Genomic DNA, 18,926 nt, shown 5'->3' on the forward strand with positions numbered 1-18,926 from the left:
CCCATTCCCCATTCCCCATTCCCCATTCCCCATTCCCCATTCCCTATTCCCCATTTTCAACCGATCGCAAAATCCAGATGCCAACGAGGGTGCTGAAGGCGATCGCTAACCAAAACCCATCGATGATGATTCTAGACTGGTCTAACACCCATCCTCCCAAGGGAGGGCCGATTAGATAGCCAATGGCCCAACATTGGGCATTAATGGCTAAATAGGTTCCCCGTAGGTCTTCTGGAGCTAGATCGACCACTAGAGCGGATGCGGAAGGGGTATAGAGAGCTGTGGCAATGGCAACCCCGGCTAAGGCACTCATGGCCCAAAATAATGCCCCTTGAGAGACTCCACCGGTGATCCAGATGAGGAGAAAACTGGGACTCCAAACGGATAAGGAGATCATTAACCCTTGGGGACGACTCCAACGGTTGAGTTGGCGAGCGATGGGTAACTGACAGAGGGCTAAAAAGGCAATTTGCCCGGTAAATAGGCCGCTAATAATGGCGGGTGAAAAGCCACCAGAGGCTAAAAAGTTGCTGAAATAGAGGGGTAGGGTGCTTTGCAGTTGGGAAATATAGATCGTAAAGAGAAGATTAACGACTACAAACTTTTGTAACTGGCGATCGCCTAACGCCACTCCCCAATTAGAACCCTTTTGCGATCGTGGCTTGCTGTTTTGGGGGCGGGTTTCCTCAATGGCAGCATAAATCAGGGCAAAAAACCCCAAAAATGATAACCCATCCATCACAAACAGCCAGCGAAAATTTAAGCCCATTTGCAGTAACAAACCGCCCAACAAAACCCCGCATCCCAAACCTAAACTATCGGCTAGTCGAGTCAGGGCAAAGGCTTCATTGCGCTGTTCTAACGTCGTGACATCGGCCACAACGGTCTCCGTTGCTGGCCAATAGAGTCCACTACCCAAACCCATCAACAGATTGCCCAAAACCAGGGTAGGAAAATCGACAATCAGGGCCAAAACAACATCCGCAAAGGCCGAAATTAGAGCTGAGAGTAACAGGGTGCGGCGGCGACCCCATTGGGGAGAATCAGTAAAATTTCCCCCTAGAAACCGTCCCAGGATGCCAGAAAAGGCACTACTACCCAATCCTAAACCCACCTGAGTGGCGGAGAGTCCCACTTGATTGACAAAGAAAATCGGGGCATAAAACAGGGTAAACCCGATGCCAATTTGGGATAAGAGGCGACCGGCGGCTAAAATCCAAACCGGTTGGGGGAGTTGGGGAAGTGCAGATCGCAATCTACCCCGCTTCAAGATTTAGAGCCTCGAAACCCGGTATCCTCTTGGGTGGGTTGATAGTGGGGACACTCTTGGCAAGGGCCGTTAGGATTAATGGCACATCGGAGATAGGGCGATCGGGCGTTATATTGGCAAGTGATATCACCAATAATGGTATCTATCCCGGTTCCCGGAGCTAAGGATGACGGCCTATGCTGCAATAAGCGCTCCCTAGGAGAGTTCAAAGGGCGATCGCGATAGGCTTGTAAAATGCGCTCATGTCGCTGTTGACACTGGAGTTCAACTTTACGCATCATCCACAAGGATAAGGTTGGTGGAATCATGCCCACAAAGAAGACTAAAATTAGATCTAGGTTCACGGTCAGAGAGCTGCTCGGTGGTGTGAACAATAATAACTTACAGCCTAGATCAAAGTCGCTAAGTAGGAAACATCCCCTCATCCCCCACTCCCCCATCCCATGACCTCCCCCAAACCCTGGAAACTCTTAGAATCTCGCCTAGCTTTCGATCATTATTGGTGTCAGGTGCGCCAAGATACCGTCCAATTGCCCAACCAAACCATTATTGATGATTATTTTGTCAGTATCCGTCCAGAAGTGGCCATGATTGTTCCCATTACCCCAGAAGGAAGTATTTTATTTGTCCGTCAATATCGCCATGGGGTACAAAAAATATTACTCGAATTACCGGCTGGCCATTTCCATCCCCCAGAAGAATCAGCAGAAATGGCTGCTAGGCGCGAGTTAGAAGAAGAAACGGGTTATCAGAGTCAAGAATGGACATTTTTAAGCGTTTTTTATGATAATCCCCCTAAAGACACCAATGGTATTCATGTGTTTTTAGCCCAAAATATTGATCGAGTTTGCGAGCAAAACTTGGATGTAACAGAAGAAATAGAATTAGTCTTCATTCCCATTTCTCAAGTCATGGATGCTATTTTTCGCGGCGATCTCTGTGTTTCTGGCACGGTTGCCGCTTTGGTTTTGGCACTTAAAGTATTGGAGATGGGTTAATACAGTTAATACAGTATAGCAGAGGATAGCAGAGGACATTACTGTAAGCTGGATTAGCGTTTCCAGGCTAAGGTTAAGCCGTCGCCAATAGGGACTAAAGTTAACTCAATACGCTCATCTGTTTTGAGCGTTTGATTAAAGTCTCGAATGGCTTGGGTGCGGGGATCGTTCACTTGCGGATCGGCGACTTGTCCGAACCATAAGACGTTATCAATGGCAATGATTCCTCCGGGACGCACTAAGGTTAAGGCTTTTTCGTAGTAATTCAAATAATTGCGTTTATCGGCATCAATAAAGGTAAAATCAAAGGTATTTTCTTCTCCGTTAGCAATGAGTTGATCGAGGGTGTCTAAAGCGGGAGCAAGGCGTAAGTCGATGCGATCGCCTACCTCCGCCTTTTGCCAATAGCGACGGGCTATATCCGTCACCTGGGCATCCAGATCACAAGCGACGATTCGACCGTCTGGAGGCAGGGCTAAAGCTACCACGAGGCTACTATAGCCCGTAAATACGCCAATCTCTAGGGTTTTTTTCGCCCCCATTAACCGCACCAGAAAGGCCATAAACTGACCTTGTTCCGGGGAAATTTGCATCCCTCCCCTAGGATTTTGAGCGGTTTCTGCTCGCAGTTGGGTGAGAATTTCCGGCTCTCTCAGGGATACCTGTTGTAGATAATTGTAGAGTTCAGGGGTTAGATTTAGGGTTTGTAGGGACATCAGAATCAATTAAAAAGGGGGATGGGTCGTTGTTTAGCCTCATACCTGATGATGACTATTGAGCAATTTTAGAATACCACGCTCATCAAACTCAGCCGCTAACTGCAAGAGGCGATCGCTAAACGCTTCATATTGGCTTTCCTCCTGTTTGAGCCGATGGGCAGTCTCTTCTATTGCGTCAATATCACCGATGCGTAGGGCTTTGTAGAGGGGTTGTAAATCTTCTGGCTTTGGCACAACCATGGGCGAGGGGTTAGAGTTCGCCGCTTTGGCCTGTTCTTCATAAATCCATTGTAAATTGAGATAGCGCCTCAAGGCATTAAACAACTTTTCCATATCTAAGGGCTTATCGAGAAATTCATCACATCCGGCGGCGATCGCCAAATTTTGATCGCCCAAAGAAACACTTGCACTCACTGCCAATACAGGCAGATCTTTTGAATAGGACTCACGAATCCTTCTAGCGAACTCATAACCATCCATCTCCGGCATCATAATATCTGTCATTACTAAATCTGGAGCAAGGTCTGCCAACTTTTCTAATCCTTCCCGTCCATTGTTTGCTTCCAAGATCGCAAATCCTAATGGAGTTAAAATTTCATACAGTACCGTCCGATTCAGGGGCAGATCGTCCACCACCAAAATCTTTTTCCGCTCCCCTTGATAGCCGATAATTTTACCCTGTTCTGAAACCGCAGCCCGGCTCACCCATTCCTCGGAAATCTCTAGATCGGCCTCAAAGCTAAACTGACTCCCCTGGCCCAATTCACTGTTTACTTCAAGGGTACTGCCCATCAGGGTAACAATTTGCCGACAAATGGCTAATCCTAAACCCGTTCCTTCTGACTGCTTCGAGTGTGACCCCACTTGTTCAAAGGGTAAAAAAATCTTCTCCAACTGTTCGGGAGTCATCCCTACTCCAGTGTCTGCAATGCTGAAGCGGATTTTAACCCGATTAGACTCTGAATCATAGGCACAGCCATCGACCATAAACGTAACCACACCGCGATCAGTAAATTTGATTGCATTACCTAATAAATTAAATAATACCTGTCGCAAGCGTTTTTCATCCGCTTTTACACCCACCGGTAAGCGATCGTCAATCACGACTTTCAGATCGATACCTTTGCTTTCGGCTCGCACCCTAGCCATTTCTGCCACAGCCATCAAAAAAGACGGAAAATGAAAATCCGTCTCCACTAAGTTCATTTTCTTAGCTTCTATTTTAGCCAGATCTAAAATATCATTAATCAACGTCAACAAGTGAGACCCTGCCTGTTGAATAATTGTGACTCCTTTGCGATAGTGATTAAGATCCTCTGCCCGATCCATAATTTGGGCATAACCGAGAATACCATTTAGGGGTGTCCGCAATTCATGGCTCATATTGGCTAAAAATTCACTTTTAGCTTGATTGGCACTATCGGCCACTTTTTTCGCTTCTGCAAGTTCGGCTGTGCGCTCTTCGACTCGTTCTTCTAAATCGGTAAAATGAACTTTGAGTTGATTAGCCATCCGATTAAAGGCATCAGCTAAGGTTTTAAGTTCCGTAATCTTACCCTTTTTGACTTGCTGATCTAAATCGCCCTTAGACATCGCTTCTGAAGAGTTGACCAGGGCTAAAATGGGTTGACTAATCCAACGGGAGGTATACATTCCCAATACTGTCGCAATTCCTAATGCTGCTAAACAGAGCCAAATGGTTCTGACTGTGTTGGCATTGATTTCTGCCATAAAATCCGACTCTGGAATAATTACCAAAATCAACCAGTCTAAGCCCTGCTGATTGACTAAAGGAGTGACTTGTAAAAAATGTTTTTCTCGATCGATAAAAAACTCCAATTGTTGGGTTTGATTGATTTGACTCAGTTGTGAGAACTGCTGGGTTAAAAATTCACTGGCTTCACGAATGGGTAAGATTGAGCTTTGATTGGCTTCTAAGCGATTAAACTCTTGGGTCGTTGGATTTTGAAGATAGGGAGATTCCTGGGTTGAAGAACCAATTATATAGCCCGATCTTTCCATAATCAAAATTTGGCCGGATTTGCCTACTTCAATGGAGCCTAAAAACTGGTTAATCACATCTAAGGGGATATCCACACCAGCAACCCCGATGAGTTCACCTTGGGGATTGAAAATAGGTTGGGCTGCTGTAATTCCTAAAATATTATCGGCGTAGGTATAGACCTCACTCCAGGTGGGACGATTTTCTTGAACGGCTTTTTGATACCAGGGGCGCTCTGTTGCATCAAAAAAATCGTAAATGGTCAGTAATTCTGTGATGTTTCCTTGGGCATCTGCTCCATAACTCATTAATTGTCCAGCTTGCAAATTTTCGTTGAATTCCCAGAGAAATACATCTTTGAGATCGTACCGACCAGCTCCGACAAATCCCCCGGATTCATTGCCTATGGAAATGTAAATGGGATGCTCTTGACCAAAGGCATAACTTTGATTGAGAAATTGGCGATTTAAGGCTTGAATATTGTTAAAATTGAGCCAACCTTGTTGAATGGCATGGGCATTAGCGGTATTGATTTGATGGGGAATGGCTAAATAGTTGTTCAAATAGCTCTGGACGCGCCCAGTGATTTCGGTTCTGAGCTGAGAAGCTACGTTATTGACTGCTTTTTTACCATTCATCAAGGACAAATAACCGGTTAATCCAACTGCGGTGAAAATCTGGATCACGAAGGGAATGACCAGAACTAGACGAAGAGGAAGTGATGGTGACACTTTAGAATCACTCCTATTAGAATCGCTCATAAGTTGGTCTCCAGTTTTTAGTCGCAGTTCAATACCTGGTATGTACCTAACTATGCTAACTCTATGGGATGAATTGTGAATGTTATCTAGATTACTCTGAATTGGATTTCTGTTTCTGGATTCAGGTGGAGCCTCAGAGAGTCGATCTGGGTCAACTCTCTGATCTTGTGAATTAGCGATCGCGGCTAATCAGTAGTAATTGTGCGAGTTGCAACACTGCATATAGGGCGGTGGCTACATACGTCCAAGCCGCCGCTTGTAGAACTGCTTTCGCGCCTCGATTTTCTTCGCCTTGCAGAATGCCGAGCTTGTCGATTAACTTCAGGGCCCGACTAGAGGCATCAAATTCTACAGGTAGGGTAACCACATGAAAGGCGATCGCCCCTACAAATAAGGCAATGCCTAAATTCATCACCAGGCTAGAAATCGCGCCTAAACCACTGATAAACAACCCTACAATCACCAACATGGGGCCAAACTGAGAGCCTAAATTGGCTACCGGTACTAAATTCGCCCTCAGATTCATGAAACTATAACCGTGCTTATCTTGCAGCACATGGCCGCATTCATGGGCCGCCACTGCCGCAGCCGCTAAAGAAGAAGAATTATAGATGCCTTCAGAAAGACGAACCGCTTTAGCATTGGGGTCATAATGGTCAGTTAATTCTCCAGAAACCGGTTCAATCCTAATATCTGTAATCCCCATTTGAGAGAGAATAGTGCGGGCCACTTCTGCACCTGTCATCCCCATACTCGAAGGAATTTGGGCGTAACGCTGATAGGTGCTACGGATTTGGCTTTGGGCCCAAAACATTAAGAGAATTCCTGGGATCAGGATGAGATAAGAACTATAGTAAGACATACAATGGCAATCTCCAAAACGCTCCAAGCTATAGCGCACCGCGCCGATCATGGGGTATTGCATCTAGTATAATCTTGGCGTTTTATCAGTTGCCGATGGAGGAGATACGGTTTTCTCGAATGTGAACCGTATCTTTTATCTAAGCTCTATCGCTAAACGATCGCCCTTCTGTGCCCTAGGCAAAGCAACAAAATTGGCGTAGTTTAGCCGACTCTACCACTGACATGAGAATATCTGTGGCTACAGGTTTAACTAAGTATCCATCCACCCCTAGATGTTGTTCTCGATCTAACCAACTGGGAGCATTACAATCTGTGAGTGCAATAATCGTTACACCACATTTTTTAGCCTGCTCTCGCAATTGATGGACAAAATCCGCCGACCATTGATGACAATTGCCTGATAAAATCACTAAACACGGAAGGGTCTGACCCGATAGAGTCACGGCCTGTTCTGGTGACTTGGCGATCGCTACTTGACAGGGCACATGGTTAAGCAGCGATTGCAAGAGCTTCAGATCGTCTAACTCTTGCCCTAAGAGTAAAACATTATTTGTTAAAGTTTCCATATTTCCGTTAAACCAAGTGACTGATGGCTCAAGAGCTACAAATGGTTCACGCTCTCTTGAGATAGATCGGTTATTAATCTTCTAGTTCTATCATTTCAGACGATATGGCTCGATCCCCAATAATTTCCAGTTTTTTTCGGTTTTACAGACTTAAAGCTTAAATTATAAACATTTATAAGATACCGATAAGAGAATAACTCACAAAAATTCTAAGTTTTATAAAGAATTGGATCGAGAGTTGAAACAGTTGAATTGATTTGATCGGGGCACAGGAAACAAGAGCTTACCCATTACCCATTACCTGTGCGTCCCGCTCTATGCGTTTTGCCAATCTTAATTTTGCCGATCGCGCACGAGAATTGTTTTTGATTTCTTCTGGTTGAGGAATAATCGGTTTTTTCGTCAGAGCGGTAAGCTGTACGGAGTCCTTAAAGTAATGCTTAACGCAACGGTCTTCTAAGGAATGGAAACTAATCACCCCGATAATTCCCCCCGGTTTCAACCAGTTTGAAGCCCGCTCCAGGAACTGGGGCAAAACCGTTAACTCTCCATTCACTGCAATCCGTAGGGCTTGAAACACCCGTGTAGCCGGATGAATCCGCCCATGACGAGCGCGAGGGGGATAACAGGAGGCGATCGCCTGTGCCAACTCCGTCGTAGTATTAAAGGGACGCTTGGCTACAATAGAGCGGGCAATGCGTCGGGATAAACGCTCCTCCCCATACTGATAAAAGATATCCGCCAACTCCTTCTCATCCCCATGATTAATCAAATCCGCAGCCGTCAGGGATTGTTCTTGATTCATCCGCATATCCAAAGGCGCACTGTGGCGAAAACTAAACCCCCGTTCGGGGATGTCAAATTGGGCAGAACTGACCCCTAAATCGGCAATAATGCCATCAAACTGTTGAGCTTCACCGGGATAATCCACAAAATTACCATGCCAGAAGGTTAGGCGATCGCCATACTCCGATAGAGCCAGTTTAGCCGCTTCCAGTGCTTGCCTATCCTGGTCAATCCCCGTTACCCAGATATCCGGACTTTGGGCAAACAACAGCAAGCTATGGCCTCCCCCTCCCACCGTCGCGTCGAGATACTTGCCCCCTGGACGCACATCCAGACCTTCAATTAACTCCGACCCTAAAACGGGAATATGTACAAACTCTGTCACGTTATATCAATTAAAAATTAAAAATTAAAAATTGGGGGAACAGGGAACAGGGAACAGGCAATAGGCAATTTCTCCGTGTCTCCCACTCCTCCATTCCCCATTCCCTATTCTAAAACTCTCCAGCTCCCCAGCCGTCAACTTCTTGAGCTGCACGAATCACAAAGGCGGATAAATTCTCCAACTCTTCTGAAGACATCCACTCTGGACTCACTTCACGACAGGAATATTTTTGATATCCCTCTTGTTGTTTTAAGGGGGCGCGTAGAAATCCGACCATATTACTAATGTTATCCAGGGGAGGGCTGGCATTATGCAGAGACTCCAGAGACAAGGACTCATATTCACTCAGCAGGGTTGTGCCCCCCAAATGGCAATTTTCACAATTTTTATTAAACAGGATTTTGCCTTCCGATAACTGATCTGGAGTTACCGTTTGCGTATTACCTGCGGTATCCAAGGGAATCTCTACCGGTTCTAAAGCCTTCAGGAACCGGATCACATAGCGATCGGAGGCTAACGCTGAGGGTGTGGCTAGAGTCCAGAGTAGAGTGATGGTTAAGGCGATCGCCAGCACCGAACGTAACCAACTCTTCCCTTGTCTGCTGCTGTGAACCTGAGAGAAGCTTAAACCCAATTTGAATCGAGGGAAATTAATCATGAACTTTAAATCAATAAACATTAAGAGCAGCAGTAGCCAAGACTGCTGCTAACTCGGAAAAAGAGCAACTCCTACCCCCAAGAGTAGGAGCGCCATCCTGGAGAATTAACGAGTATTTTTACCCGCTCCCCACTGATTCGGACGCACATTCATTTCCACCAGAATATAGGAGCCGATCGCTTCTAAATCCTCATCACTGAGGTTTCTCATTTCTGGGAAAATATCCGCACTCCGGGTACTCGGATGGAGTTCATAAATTTCAATCTCTCCATCATAGGTAGTGGGATTCTGCATATAATCGACTAAAGCCGCTAGATTATCACGGGGGGGTTCTGCCCCAGCCATAGCCTCAACACCCAAGCCCACATTCGGGTTGGTTTTGGTCATCCCTGTTCCATGGCACTGGGAGCAGGTATCCACAAACAATCTCTTCCCTAATACATACTCTTCTTGAGTAATGGTGGTCGTTTCACCCGATTCATTAATGGGAATGGTGCGGTTCTGTTCGGAAATATTGGCAGCCGTCGCACTCCCGACAACAACGTTCAGGGCTAGAAATACAGTGGCTAATATCAGCACAATGTATCGTTTCAGCATGGTTCTCCCTCAAAGACTATGACATTTTGTTATTGGAATTTTCAACATCTTGGCCGACCCCAGTCCAATTGTCGGTACAATACCCACTGGACTTGAGATCGTGACCTTCTATGTTGATCTTCATTATGAATATCATGCCACTGTGGGGTCTTTAGACCAACTCTCAGATGAGATTTTCATGGAAGTTCAACCAAAATGGGGTTAAGCATAGTCCCAGTTTTTTGTCAAGATTAGTCCCATGGATAAACGCCAACTTCGTAAACAGTTACTCCAGGCTCGCGAGTCCCTATCGGTAGAAGAGTTGAAAGCGAAAAGCGATCGCCTGTGCCAAAATCTCAAAGAGGCTCCCCTATTTCAGCAAGCCCAAACCATTCTCGCCTATTGGAGTCATCGCCAAGAACCCGATCTGAGAAGTTTGTGGGCAGAACGAGAGGTTTGGGGCTTGCCTCGAACCGTGGGTAAATCTCTCTCCTGGCATCGGTGGAAGCCTTCAGAACCCCTGCAAACCGGAAAATATGGCATTTTTGAACCTGATGCAGATTCACCCGTATTACAGCCCCAGGATGTGGATTTAATTTTGGTTCCGGCGGTCGGATGCGATCGCCAAGGATATCGTTTAGGCTATGGGGGTGGATATTATGACCGGTTGCTCAGTACGGCAGAGTGGCGGGATATTCCAACAATTGGTATTATCTTTGACTTTGCTTGGGTGGAGCAACTGCCCGTAGAGGATTGGGATATTCCGTTAACGGCTATTTGTAGCGATCGCCAGGTTAGGCTGATAAATAAATTGAGAGTTTAAGGGAAACAAGTTTATGACCCCAAAACGCATTGCGGAAATTCTGCGCCAAGGAAACCCAGACGATCGCCTGACGATCCAAGGATGGGTACGCACAAAACGGGAACTGAAAGCGTTTTCGTTTATGGAAGTCAATGATGGTTCCTGTTTGGCCAATTTGCAAGTGGTTCTAGACCCAGAAATGGCCGACTATGAGCAAGTGCTAAAATCCTTGACTACCGGTGCATCGGTGGAAGTAGAGGGAGTTTTGGTCGCTTCTCCAGCGAAGGGACAACGGGTGGAGTTAAAAGCAGAAAAAGTAGTGGTGTATGGGGAAGCGGATGAGAATTATCCCTTGCAGAAAAAGCGCCATTCCTTTGAGTTTTTAAGAACCATTGCCCATTGGCGATCGCGCACCAATACATTAGGGGCGGTTTTCCGCGTCCGTAATGCCTGTTCAGCAGCCGTTCATGAGTTCTTTCAACAACGGGGCTTTTTGTGGGTTCACACCCCCATTATCACCGGTAATGATTGTGAAGGAGCCGGTGAGTTATTAGCGGTGACGAGCTTGGATCTGCAAAATGTACCCCGTACAAAAGAGCAAGGGGTGGACTATTCCCAAGACTTTTTTGGCAAACCCGCTTATCTCACCGTCAGTGGACAACTCGAAGCGGAAGTCATGGCTATGGCCTTTGGGAATGTGTATACCTTTGGCCCCACATTTCGAGCGGAAAACTCGAATACCTCCCGCCATTTGGCTGAGTTTTGGATGATTGAACCGGAAATGGCCTTTTGCGATTTAGAGGGCAATATGGATTTAGCCGAGCAGTTTTTGCAGTTTGTGTTTAAATCTGTGTTGGAGAAGTGTCCGGAGGATATGGAGTTTTTCAACAAGCGGATTAATGACACAGTATTGGCGACAGCAGATAATATTATTAACAACCAGTTTGAGCGGGTCACGTATACAGAGGCGATCGCCCTTTTGCAAAAAGCCCCCGATAAATTTGAGTTTCCCGTAGAGTGGGGATTAGACCTGCAATCCGAGCATGAGCGCTATTTGGCCGAGAAACTCTTCAAAAAGCCCGTAATTGTCACCGATTATCCCATTGAAATTAAAGCCTTCTATATGCGCGTCGGAGAGGATGGGAAAACCGTCCGCGCCATGGATGTCCTCGCGCCCAATATTGGCGAGATTATTGGCGGTTCCCAACGGGAAGAGCGCTTAGATATACTAGAAAATCGGATGCGATCGCACGGCATTAACCCAGAGGAGTTATGGTGGTATTTAGATTTGCGGCGCTTTGGAACCGTTCCCCATGCCGGTTTTGGGTTAGGCTTTGAACGGTTAGTACAATTCATGACCGGAATGGGCAATATTCGCGATGTGATTCCCTTCCCCCGCGCTCCCCTAAGTTTAGACTTTTAATACCCGATCTTTGTCTCTCATCATCATTTAGAAATGCCTTGACGTAAGCCAAGGGCAATTTTACTATGTTGTTCGATCTGATTCATCACTTGTTTTGCTCGTTCAATCACCACCTTGGGTAAACCGGCTAATCGTCCGGCTTCAATGCCATAGGATTTATCTGCACCACCGGGTTGAACTTGGTGCAAAAAGATGATTTTATCGGGCATTTCTTTGACGGTGACTTGGTAGTTGGCCACGTTTTCTAAGATTGAGGCTAATTCATTCAGTTCATGGTAATGGGTGGCAAAAATTGTCCGTGCTTGGATGTCTGTGGCTAAATATTCAGCTACAGCCCAAGCAATGGATAAACCGTCAAAGGTGGCGGTTCCGCGACCAATTTCATCTAATAAAACTAAGGAGCGAGAAGTGCCATGATTGAGGATATTGGCGGTTTCATTCATTTCTACCATAAAGGTTGATTGACCGGTGGCTAAATCATCGACTGCACCGACACGGGTAAAGATACGATCGCAAACTCCCAATGTAGCCGATGTTGCTGGCACAAAACTACCCATTTGCGCCATCAGTTGAATTAGCCCCACTTGACGGAGATAGCAGCTTTTACCACTAGCATTCGGCCCCGTCAAAATCACTAAATCCGTGGATTCATTTTTATCTTTTTGAGCTAAAGTTGTGGAGTTCGGCACAAAAAATGCCCGCCCTAAAGTTTGCTCAACCACCGGATGTCGCCCATCCCGGATGATAATTTCTCGGCCTTCGGTTAACGTGGGGCGACAGTATCCTTCAATAACCGCAACTTCTGCTAATCCACATAAGGCATCGATCGCCGCAACTGCACGGGAAACACTGCGAATTAACTCCGTTTGTTCCCCCACTTCCGTTCGCAGTTGCACAAATAATTCATATTCTAATTGGTTCAAATCTTCTCGCGCCGTTAGAATTCTGGCTTCTCGTTCCTTTAGTTCTTGGGTAATATAGCGCTCTTCATTAACCAATGTTTGCTTACGAGTATAATCTTCTGGAGCTTGATCGGACTTAGAGCGAGAAATACTAATATAATATCCAAAGGTTTTGTTATATCCTACTTTCAGATTAGAAATACCCGTTCTTTCCCGTTCGCGAGTTTCTAAAGACGCTAACCAGTCTTGATCCTCTTGCGCTTCCGATCGCATATCATCTAAGTCCCCATTCACCCCCGCTTGAATCAAACCCCCTTCTTTCAACTGCTGTGGGGGATTTTCCACTAAATAGGCTTTAATTTTATGGGCTAATTGTTCTAATTCCGGTGGCACAGTTTGCAGCGCCCTCAGAAACGGCGATCGCCCCTGACTGGCGAATTGGGCAAGTTGCGGTAACTGGGCTAAAGAGTCAGCTAAAGACACCAGATCCTTCCCATTCGCGCTTCCCGATCCCGCTTTCCCTGTCAGCCGCTCTAAATCAGCAATTTGCCGTAAAATTTGACGAATAGAATCCCTTAATTCTGTGTCCTGGACTAATTCTTCAATGGTCTCTTGTCGGGCTTCAATGCCTTTGATTTTCAGCAACGGTTGCAAGATCCAGCGCCGCAGGGCCCGCCCTCCCATCGCAGTTAAGGTGCGATCGATCGCATAAAGTAAGGAACCATTAAAGGTGCGATCGCGTACCGTTTCCGTAATTTCCAAGTTGCGGCGACTTTGATGGTCTAAAATCAGGAAATCCTGGGTCGAATAACTCCGTAATAATTGCAGGGTGACGGCGTTTTGCTTCTGGGTTTCCTCCACATATTCCAGGAGTCCACCCGCAGCACGAACCCCTAACGGAATGCGATCGCATCCCATCCCCTCCAAAGATCTGACCTTAAACTTATGCAACAGGCGCTCCGTTGCCTCTTGCAGGCTAAAGGCAACTTGCGATCGCCAAGAATAGCAAAAACAATCCGGCAACCCCTCCGGCAGTTGCTCAGACTTTTCCCCAGGGCGCAACATTTTTCCCAGATCCGGAGCATCCGTCGGCATCAGAATCTCCGAAGGTTGCAAGCGCATTAACTCCTGATGTAAAGGCTCCAAACCACTCGCTTGAGCCGTAAAAAACTCCCCCGTAGAAATATCCGCATAGGCCAATCCCCAATGGTCTTTAACCAGCACAACGGCAGCTAAAAAATTATTCTGACGAGCGCTTAACATCGACTCATCCGTGAGAGTTCCAGGGGTCAGAATCTTGGTAATCTCCCTAGTTACCATCCGTTTTTCTGCCTGCGCCACTGCCGCATCTTCCGTTTGATCGCAGACCACCACCGGATAGCCTTTTTCCACCAACTGGGGAGAATACCGTTCCAGAGCATGATGGGGAACCCCCGTCATTGGCACGCGGCCAATTTCTTTACCCCCATCCCGACTCGTCAGTGCCAATTCTAACTGCACCGAAAGAGTAACCGCATCCTGAAAAAAGCATTCAAAAAAATCCCCCACTCGGTAGAGCAATACGGCATGGGGATATTGTTCCTTCACCTGCACATAATGCTGAAGCATGGGCGTGAGCTTCTTATAATCCAACTCTCGATAATCAGCATTAGGAATATTGAAGTCTTCCGAACCAGTAGCAGAATAACTCACAGGCGCTGGTCATGGGTAATGGGCAATGAAATATTATAACAGAAGCAAGATTAGGGAAAAATGAGTTAAATTCTTACTCATTATATCAAGTCCGATTGTTCATGTCCGCGAAGCGGAAATACCATGATTAAAAATTTAGGGAGCGAGACGCTCCCACTCCAGTAATATCAAGGGATTAGAGGAGTGCGGGCATCTTGCCCGCTTCTTCACCCTTTATCCGGACTTGATATTACTCATTACTCATTACTCATTACTCATTACTCATTACTTAAAAAAGAAGGGGGCGCACTTACAGCACACCCCCTTCTGTATTTTCTAGAGATTAACCGAGAACTCTAGAACTTGAAGGTTGTCCGAATGGTTCCCACATAAACGCTATCGTTGCGGCTATCTCCTTCTGGATTAAATACAGCCAAGAAACCAGGGGTAATAGAGATATTATCCGTTAAACGCAGACGATAGAACGCTTCTAAATGGATGGGGGTATCAGGAGCGCTTCCGGTTCCTCCAGTTACGTGAGGAGGCATACCCACCATCAGTCCACCTAGGTTGCCTTCTGCACCCAGATCGGGGAAGGTGAATCCAACTAACCAGTTCCAGATATCGGAGCTATCTAGGCGATCGCGGCCTTGACGATCCAAGTCTTGAGCGCTCATGTAGTTGCCCCAGCCATTGAGGACAAAGCGATCGCTAATTCGCCATTCTGCTGCGAGTTGGTAAGAATCAGCCGCGATCGCCTCACCCGCTTTACGGAAGGGATCAGAAGCCAATACCCCAATTCCCCGATTGAGGGGGCCAGATAACTCATTTGCACCTCGACCTGCACCGGAAATGTATTCACGAGCGTAAGTAAAACCGATACCAAACCGGTCTCCTTCATAGCTCAACTGACCCATCGCACTAAAAGTACCGTTGAATAGGCCATTTCCACTCGTTGGGTTTTCCGCGTCACCCGCTAAGTAGGAATAACCCAGGCTGATTTTGGGAGTAAAGTAGTACATGCCCGTGATCCCAGCATCACCACCATTATAGATCGGGCTGAGAGCCGAAAAACGCCCAAGAGTTCCACTTCCAGAGCTGTTAATACTGAAGGTGGGAATCAAGTCATCATGAGCTTGCCCAATCACCCCAATCTGCATCCGTCCTCTAGGAGAGCCATCCTCAAAATAGCCACCATAGGGGAAGCGGTAGGTCAAGATGGAAACATTTAAGTTCCCACCTGTGTTCGTTTCATAGGCTAAACGGGCTGCGCTCGTTCCCAGGGCCCCACGAGTTCCTTGAATATTCCCCGCTTCCAGTCGGGTTCTCAAGCTATCTTCACCCGTGAAGCTCGTATCGAAGTTCAGACGAACCCGACCCGATAAGGTCATGTTATCATCCACACTTGCTCGGTTACCCCCTGGGGTAGTTGAGCCAGGAATCCGACGACGACCGGGGCCCCATCCTCTCAGAGGCTTCTCGTCTCCCCAAGCATTGGTCAGAGCAAAGATGGCTTCCGCATTTAATTTAGTGGTTGTCGAGAATTGGTGTTCTTCCAAGAAGTCTACCCGTGCTTCCAGGCTATCTACCCGTCCCCGTAGGGTGGCCAACTCTGCCGCAAATTCTTCTTGCAACCGTTGCAGCACCGCCAAGTCTTCACGGGTCACCAGGTTAGCCGTAGCCGCAGCAATCAACTCATTGATGCGGTCTAAACAAGCATTCACACCCGCCGCAAACTCATACCGAGTCATCGCCCGGTTACCGCGATAGGTTCCATCCGGATAACCCGCGATACAACCGTAGCGCTCTACCAAGGATTGCAAAGCTTGGAACGCCCAATCTGTAGGACGCACATCGCGCAATTGGGAAACCGAAGTGACTTGTCCGATTGATCCCCGGCTACGGGTTCCTTTAGAATATTCTTGGATTTGGTCTATGTTACGGGTTTCGGTGGATTGGGCCAGAGCCGAACCACCCGATACCAACAAAGCAGCCCCCAACAGAGCAGGGGTTAGACTAATGGATTTCCATAGAAGTTTTGACTTCATTGATTTTTCTCCTCACACCTTAAGAATCTTCAACTTCCCATCTGGGATTTTATCACCTAAATGCTGGAATGTCAGGATACTCATGTTTAGGTTTTACGAACTGCGCCTTGTCCTCTATCTTGCACCATGATTCAATTTCTGGCAGGACTTTGACGAGGCGCTTTCGATTGTAACTTGATTTTCCCTTTCCAGCCCTATTGCTCTAACCGAGTTTAAGGTTCAGGCAATACCTGAAAACCTTAAACCTCCTGCTAGAGACCCCGACTTTAGAACGAGAACGTTGTTCTCAGGGTTCCAATCACTGCCGTATCCTCATTCAAAGCATCTTGGAACGGACTAATCAAGACGGTTAGCCCCGGCGTGATCGAAATGTTATCGGAAACCCGGATTTTGTAGAAGCTTTCAATATTGACAGGAGTCGCATTATTAACTCCACCCATCAAGCTTACCCCAGCCAATGTAGGAGGTACACCAACGGAGAGTCCGCCCACATTACCCGCTCTAAATAAGTCCGGGAAGGCCATATTCAAGCCATACGTCCAAATTTCTCCGCCACCCCGTTGTCCTTCACTTAACAGTTTGGCATCGGTATAGCCGATAAACGCATTAGCCACAAACCTCGGACTGAGCCGCCAAGAAAAGGCTCCACCATAGGAATTAGTAGAGGTGCGTCCTAAATCGCTGACCAATCGAGTTTGAGGGGTACTTACCAAGTCAAACCCGTAGCCATTGTCAAAGATGGGGCTGTATTGGTCATGATACCCATGGGCATAGGTAAAGGCAAAGGAAAAGTTATTAGAAGGGGTAAAGGTTAACTGAGTTAACATCCCGTAGTCTCCATTAAAGAGACCATTGCCATTTCTGGGGTTTTGAGCATTTTCAGCTAAATATCCCAAACTGAAGTTCACCGAACCTAAATTGAGGAACTTAAAGTCACCCACATTGAAGTCCATACCAATCCCTGCACCACCGCCAATCCGGTAGAGGGGATTCCGTTGAGAGAAGGTGTTGAGAGACCCACTACCCCCATCGTAGTCTTCAAAGTAGGGGTTGAGGGTGGGCACAAAGTCATCAAAGGTTCCCCCAATGGCAGAAACCACAAAATTCAAACGATTGTTGTAGCTCCAGTAGTATTGCAGTTTGTCTACATAGAGGTTGTCGTTGCCTGAATTGTTGACTTGGAAGGTTTGGAATCCTTGACCGGATTCTTGTTGGAAGTTAAATCGGTCAACAGAGGCAGCTTGCATCCGAGTGAGCAAAAGGTCTTTGCCGGTGAAACTGGTGTTCAGGTTCAGCCGCACGCGACCCATTAGAGCGGTCTCGTTGGTACTGGGATAGTTCGCTTCTCCTCCAGCTAAGTTAGGATTAAAACTGCTAGACATCCCTAAGAAGGCTCTGCGACGGCCCACGTTAAACCGGGAATGATTGAGGTCAAGGTCTGCGCCCCAGGCATCGGTGACGGCAAAGATGGCTTCGCCCACCAGCTTGGTGGTGGTGGAGAATTGATTGGCTTCTAGCTCGGTGGTGCGGGCTTCGAGGGCATCCACACGACCGCGAAGGGTGGCTAATTCAGCAGCAAATTCTTCTTGTAGCCGTTGCAGTACCGCTAAATCTTCGCGAGTTACGGCGTTGGCAGTTGCCGCAGCAATCAGTTCATTAATACGGTCTAAACAAGCATTTACCCCAGCCGCAAACTCATAGCGAGTCATGGCCCGGTTGCCGCGATAGGTTCCGTCGGGATAACCGGCAATACAGCCGTAGCGCTCTACCAAGGATTGTAGAGCTTGGAAGGCCCAGTCTGTGGGGCGTACATCCCGCAGTTGGGAAACGGAGGTAACTTGCTCGATGTCTTCTTCGACTTCTTCTCCATCGCTACTGTATTCAATCACTTGATCTAGAGTAGACCGCTCTTGAGCAATGAGAGAGGGTTGGACATTGAGATCGAAGGATTCTGGCACTCCAAGGGAGAGAGAATCATTATTTATATTTAAGTTTAGGGATGGACTGTTGGCTACGGACGGGTTGCTGGGGCTTTCAGCCGCATGAACCAAAGAACCAGAGATCACCGTAGTCAGGACTGCTGGACTAACCAACAGGGTCTTCCACAGAAATTTCGACATTTTACTTGCTCCTCACACCTTTAAGCTTTTAACTTTAGAAGCTTATTTTAGTTTACCTTATTCTATCTGGGAGATCACTTGTGCCAAAGCGAAATCCTTTTCTGTTAAACCACCTGCATCGTGGGTTGTCAAGGTGATGCTGACTCGATTGTAGGAAATGGATAGGTCAGGATGATGGTTGGCGCTTTCTGCCGGTTCTACTAACTTATTGATAAAGGCGATCGCCTCCACAAAGTTTTTGAACTTGCGATCGCACTGTAGACTTTCCCCCACTAGTTCCCATCCTGATAGGGTTTTGGCCTTTTCCTGGATTTCTGATTGAGTCAGTTTAGTCATGGGTTTTCGATTCTCCTCTACTTCAAAAACTATCCGCTC

At 46.9% G+C, this 18,926-nt stretch carries 16 protein-coding genes; 3 read left to right on the plus strand and 13 right to left on the minus strand.

Features of this window, described 5'->3' with window-relative positions; translation table 11 throughout:
- Positions 1-43: 43 nt before the first annotated feature.
- Both PMG25_RS01725 and PMG25_RS01730 read right to left on the minus strand, forming a co-directional pair.
- The gene (locus tag PMG25_RS01725) at positions 44-1,255 is read right to left on the minus strand and encodes an MFS transporter (protein ID WP_283765188.1); all 1,212 of its coding nucleotides are present in this window, start codon (positions 1,253-1,255) and stop codon (positions 44-46) included.
- A gap of 11 nt (positions 1,256-1,266) precedes the next feature.
- A complete protein-coding gene (locus tag PMG25_RS01730; protein ID WP_283765189.1) occupies positions 1,267-1,614 on the minus strand; it encodes a DUF6464 family protein in 348 nt (115 codons plus the stop codon).
- 99 nt (positions 1,615-1,713) lie between these two features.
- Between PMG25_RS01730 and PMG25_RS01735 the strand changes: the two genes are divergently transcribed.
- Positions 1,714-2,268, plus strand: coding sequence for an NUDIX hydrolase (locus tag PMG25_RS01735; RefSeq protein WP_283765190.1), 555 nt, complete (start codon positions 1,714-1,716; stop codon positions 2,266-2,268).
- Positions 2,269-2,321: 53 nt separating this feature from the next.
- On the opposite strand, the gene PMG25_RS01740 is transcribed toward PMG25_RS01735, so the two are convergent.
- From PMG25_RS01740 to psbV, 7 genes are all read right to left on the minus strand, one after another.
- Positions 2,322-2,984: a class I SAM-dependent methyltransferase gene (locus tag PMG25_RS01740; RefSeq protein WP_283765191.1), complete on the minus strand. Its 663-nt coding sequence runs from the start codon at positions 2,982-2,984 to the stop codon at positions 2,322-2,324.
- Between the two features lie 39 nt (positions 2,985-3,023).
- Positions 3,024-5,720: a hybrid sensor histidine kinase/response regulator gene (locus tag PMG25_RS01745; protein WP_283765192.1), complete on the minus strand. Its 2,697-nt coding sequence runs from the start codon at positions 5,718-5,720 to the stop codon at positions 3,024-3,026.
- A gap of 202 nt (positions 5,721-5,922) precedes the next feature.
- The gene (locus tag PMG25_RS01750; RefSeq protein WP_347178716.1) at positions 5,923-6,612 is read right to left on the minus strand and encodes a zinc metallopeptidase; all 690 of its coding nucleotides are present in this window, start codon (positions 6,610-6,612) and stop codon (positions 5,923-5,925) included.
- 175 nt (positions 6,613-6,787) lie between these two features.
- Entirely contained in the window at positions 6,788-7,180 is a 393-nt protein-coding gene (locus tag PMG25_RS01755; RefSeq protein ID WP_283765194.1) for a response regulator, read from the minus strand.
- A 283-nt stretch (positions 7,181-7,463) separates the two neighbouring features.
- Positions 7,464-8,351 carry a 16S rRNA (cytosine(1402)-N(4))-methyltransferase RsmH gene (gene rsmH / locus PMG25_RS01760; protein ID WP_283765195.1) on the minus strand — a complete coding sequence of 296 codons (888 nt, stop codon included), beginning with the start codon at positions 8,349-8,351 and terminating at the stop codon, positions 7,464-7,466.
- Positions 8,352-8,460: 109 nt separating this feature from the next.
- Positions 8,461-9,009, minus strand: a complete 549-nt coding sequence (gene psbV2 / locus PMG25_RS01765; protein ID WP_283765196.1) for a photosystem II cytochrome PsbV2 — start codon at positions 9,007-9,009, stop codon at positions 8,461-8,463.
- A gap of 105 nt (positions 9,010-9,114) precedes the next feature.
- On the minus strand, positions 9,115-9,606 hold the full coding sequence (gene psbV / locus PMG25_RS01770) for a photosystem II cytochrome c-550 (protein WP_283765197.1): 492 nt from the start codon (positions 9,604-9,606) through the stop codon (positions 9,115-9,117).
- A 238-nt stretch (positions 9,607-9,844) separates the two neighbouring features.
- Between psbV and PMG25_RS01775 the strand changes: the two genes are divergently transcribed.
- Positions 9,845-10,408 carry a 5-formyltetrahydrofolate cyclo-ligase gene (locus PMG25_RS01775; protein WP_283765198.1) on the plus strand — a complete coding sequence of 188 codons (564 nt, stop codon included), beginning with the start codon at positions 9,845-9,847 and terminating at the stop codon, positions 10,406-10,408.
- A gap of 13 nt (positions 10,409-10,421) precedes the next feature.
- Entirely contained in the window at positions 10,422-11,810 is a 1,389-nt protein-coding gene (gene asnS, locus PMG25_RS01780; RefSeq protein WP_283765199.1) for an asparagine--tRNA ligase, read from the plus strand.
- 23 nt (positions 11,811-11,833) lie between these two features.
- On the opposite strand, the gene mutS is transcribed toward asnS, so the two are convergent.
- The 4 genes from mutS to PMG25_RS01800 all read right to left on the minus strand — a co-directional run bounded on the left by mutS (position 11,834) and on the right by PMG25_RS01800 (position 18,887).
- Positions 11,834-14,320, minus strand: a complete 2,487-nt coding sequence (gene mutS / locus PMG25_RS01785) for a DNA mismatch repair protein MutS (RefSeq protein ID WP_430540945.1) — start codon at positions 14,318-14,320, stop codon at positions 11,834-11,836.
- Between the two features lie 419 nt (positions 14,321-14,739).
- A complete protein-coding gene (locus tag PMG25_RS01790) occupies positions 14,740-16,431 on the minus strand; it encodes an iron uptake porin (protein ID WP_283765201.1) in 1,692 nt (563 codons plus the stop codon).
- 266 nt (positions 16,432-16,697) lie between these two features.
- Positions 16,698-18,551 carry an iron uptake porin gene (locus PMG25_RS01795; RefSeq protein WP_283765202.1) on the minus strand — a complete coding sequence of 618 codons (1,854 nt, stop codon included), beginning with the start codon at positions 18,549-18,551 and terminating at the stop codon, positions 16,698-16,700.
- A gap of 57 nt (positions 18,552-18,608) precedes the next feature.
- Positions 18,609-18,887 carry a 4a-hydroxytetrahydrobiopterin dehydratase gene (locus PMG25_RS01800; RefSeq protein ID WP_283765203.1) on the minus strand — a complete coding sequence of 93 codons (279 nt, stop codon included), beginning with the start codon at positions 18,885-18,887 and terminating at the stop codon, positions 18,609-18,611.
- Between the last annotated feature and the right edge of the window lie 39 nt (positions 18,888-18,926).

It is taken from the genome of Roseofilum capinflatum BLCC-M114 (assembly GCF_030068505.1).
GTDB classification, from domain to species: Bacteria; Cyanobacteriota; Cyanobacteriia; order Cyanobacteriales; family Desertifilaceae; genus Roseofilum; species Roseofilum capinflatum.

Bases quoted from the DNA above. Each gene is read 5' to 3' on its own strand.
- PMG25_RS01735 (WP_283765190.1), top strand. From the start codon at position 1,714: ATGACCTCCCCCAAACCCTGGAAACTCTTAGAATCTCGCCTAGCTTTC.
- PMG25_RS01740 (WP_283765191.1), bottom strand. From the start codon at position 2,984: ATGTCCCTACAAACCCTAAATCTAACCCCTGAACTCTACAATTATCTA.
- PMG25_RS01750 (WP_347178716.1), bottom strand. From the start codon at position 6,612: ATGTCTTACTATAGTTCTTATCTCATCCTGATCCCAGGAATTCTCTTA.
- PMG25_RS01755 (WP_283765194.1), bottom strand. From the start codon at position 7,180: ATGGAAACTTTAACAAATAATGTTTTACTCTTAGGGCAAGAGTTAGAC.
- psbV2 (WP_283765196.1), bottom strand. From the start codon at position 9,009: ATGATTAATTTCCCTCGATTCAAATTGGGTTTAAGCTTCTCTCAGGTT.
- psbV (WP_283765197.1), bottom strand. From the start codon at position 9,606: ATGCTGAAACGATACATTGTGCTGATATTAGCCACTGTATTTCTAGCC.
- PMG25_RS01775 (WP_283765198.1), top strand. From the start codon at position 9,845: ATGGATAAACGCCAACTTCGTAAACAGTTACTCCAGGCTCGCGAGTCC.
- asnS (WP_283765199.1), top strand. From the start codon at position 10,422: ATGACCCCAAAACGCATTGCGGAAATTCTGCGCCAAGGAAACCCAGAC.
- mutS (WP_430540945.1), bottom strand. From the start codon at position 14,320: ATGCTTCAGCATTATGTGCAGGTGAAGGAACAATATCCCCATGCCGTA.
- PMG25_RS01790 (WP_283765201.1), bottom strand. From the start codon at position 16,431: ATGAAGTCAAAACTTCTATGGAAATCCATTAGTCTAACCCCTGCTCTG.
- PMG25_RS01795 (WP_283765202.1), bottom strand. From the start codon at position 18,551: ATGTCGAAATTTCTGTGGAAGACCCTGTTGGTTAGTCCAGCAGTCCTG.
- PMG25_RS01800 (WP_283765203.1), bottom strand. From the start codon at position 18,887: ATGACTAAACTGACTCAATCAGAAATCCAGGAAAAGGCCAAAACCCTA.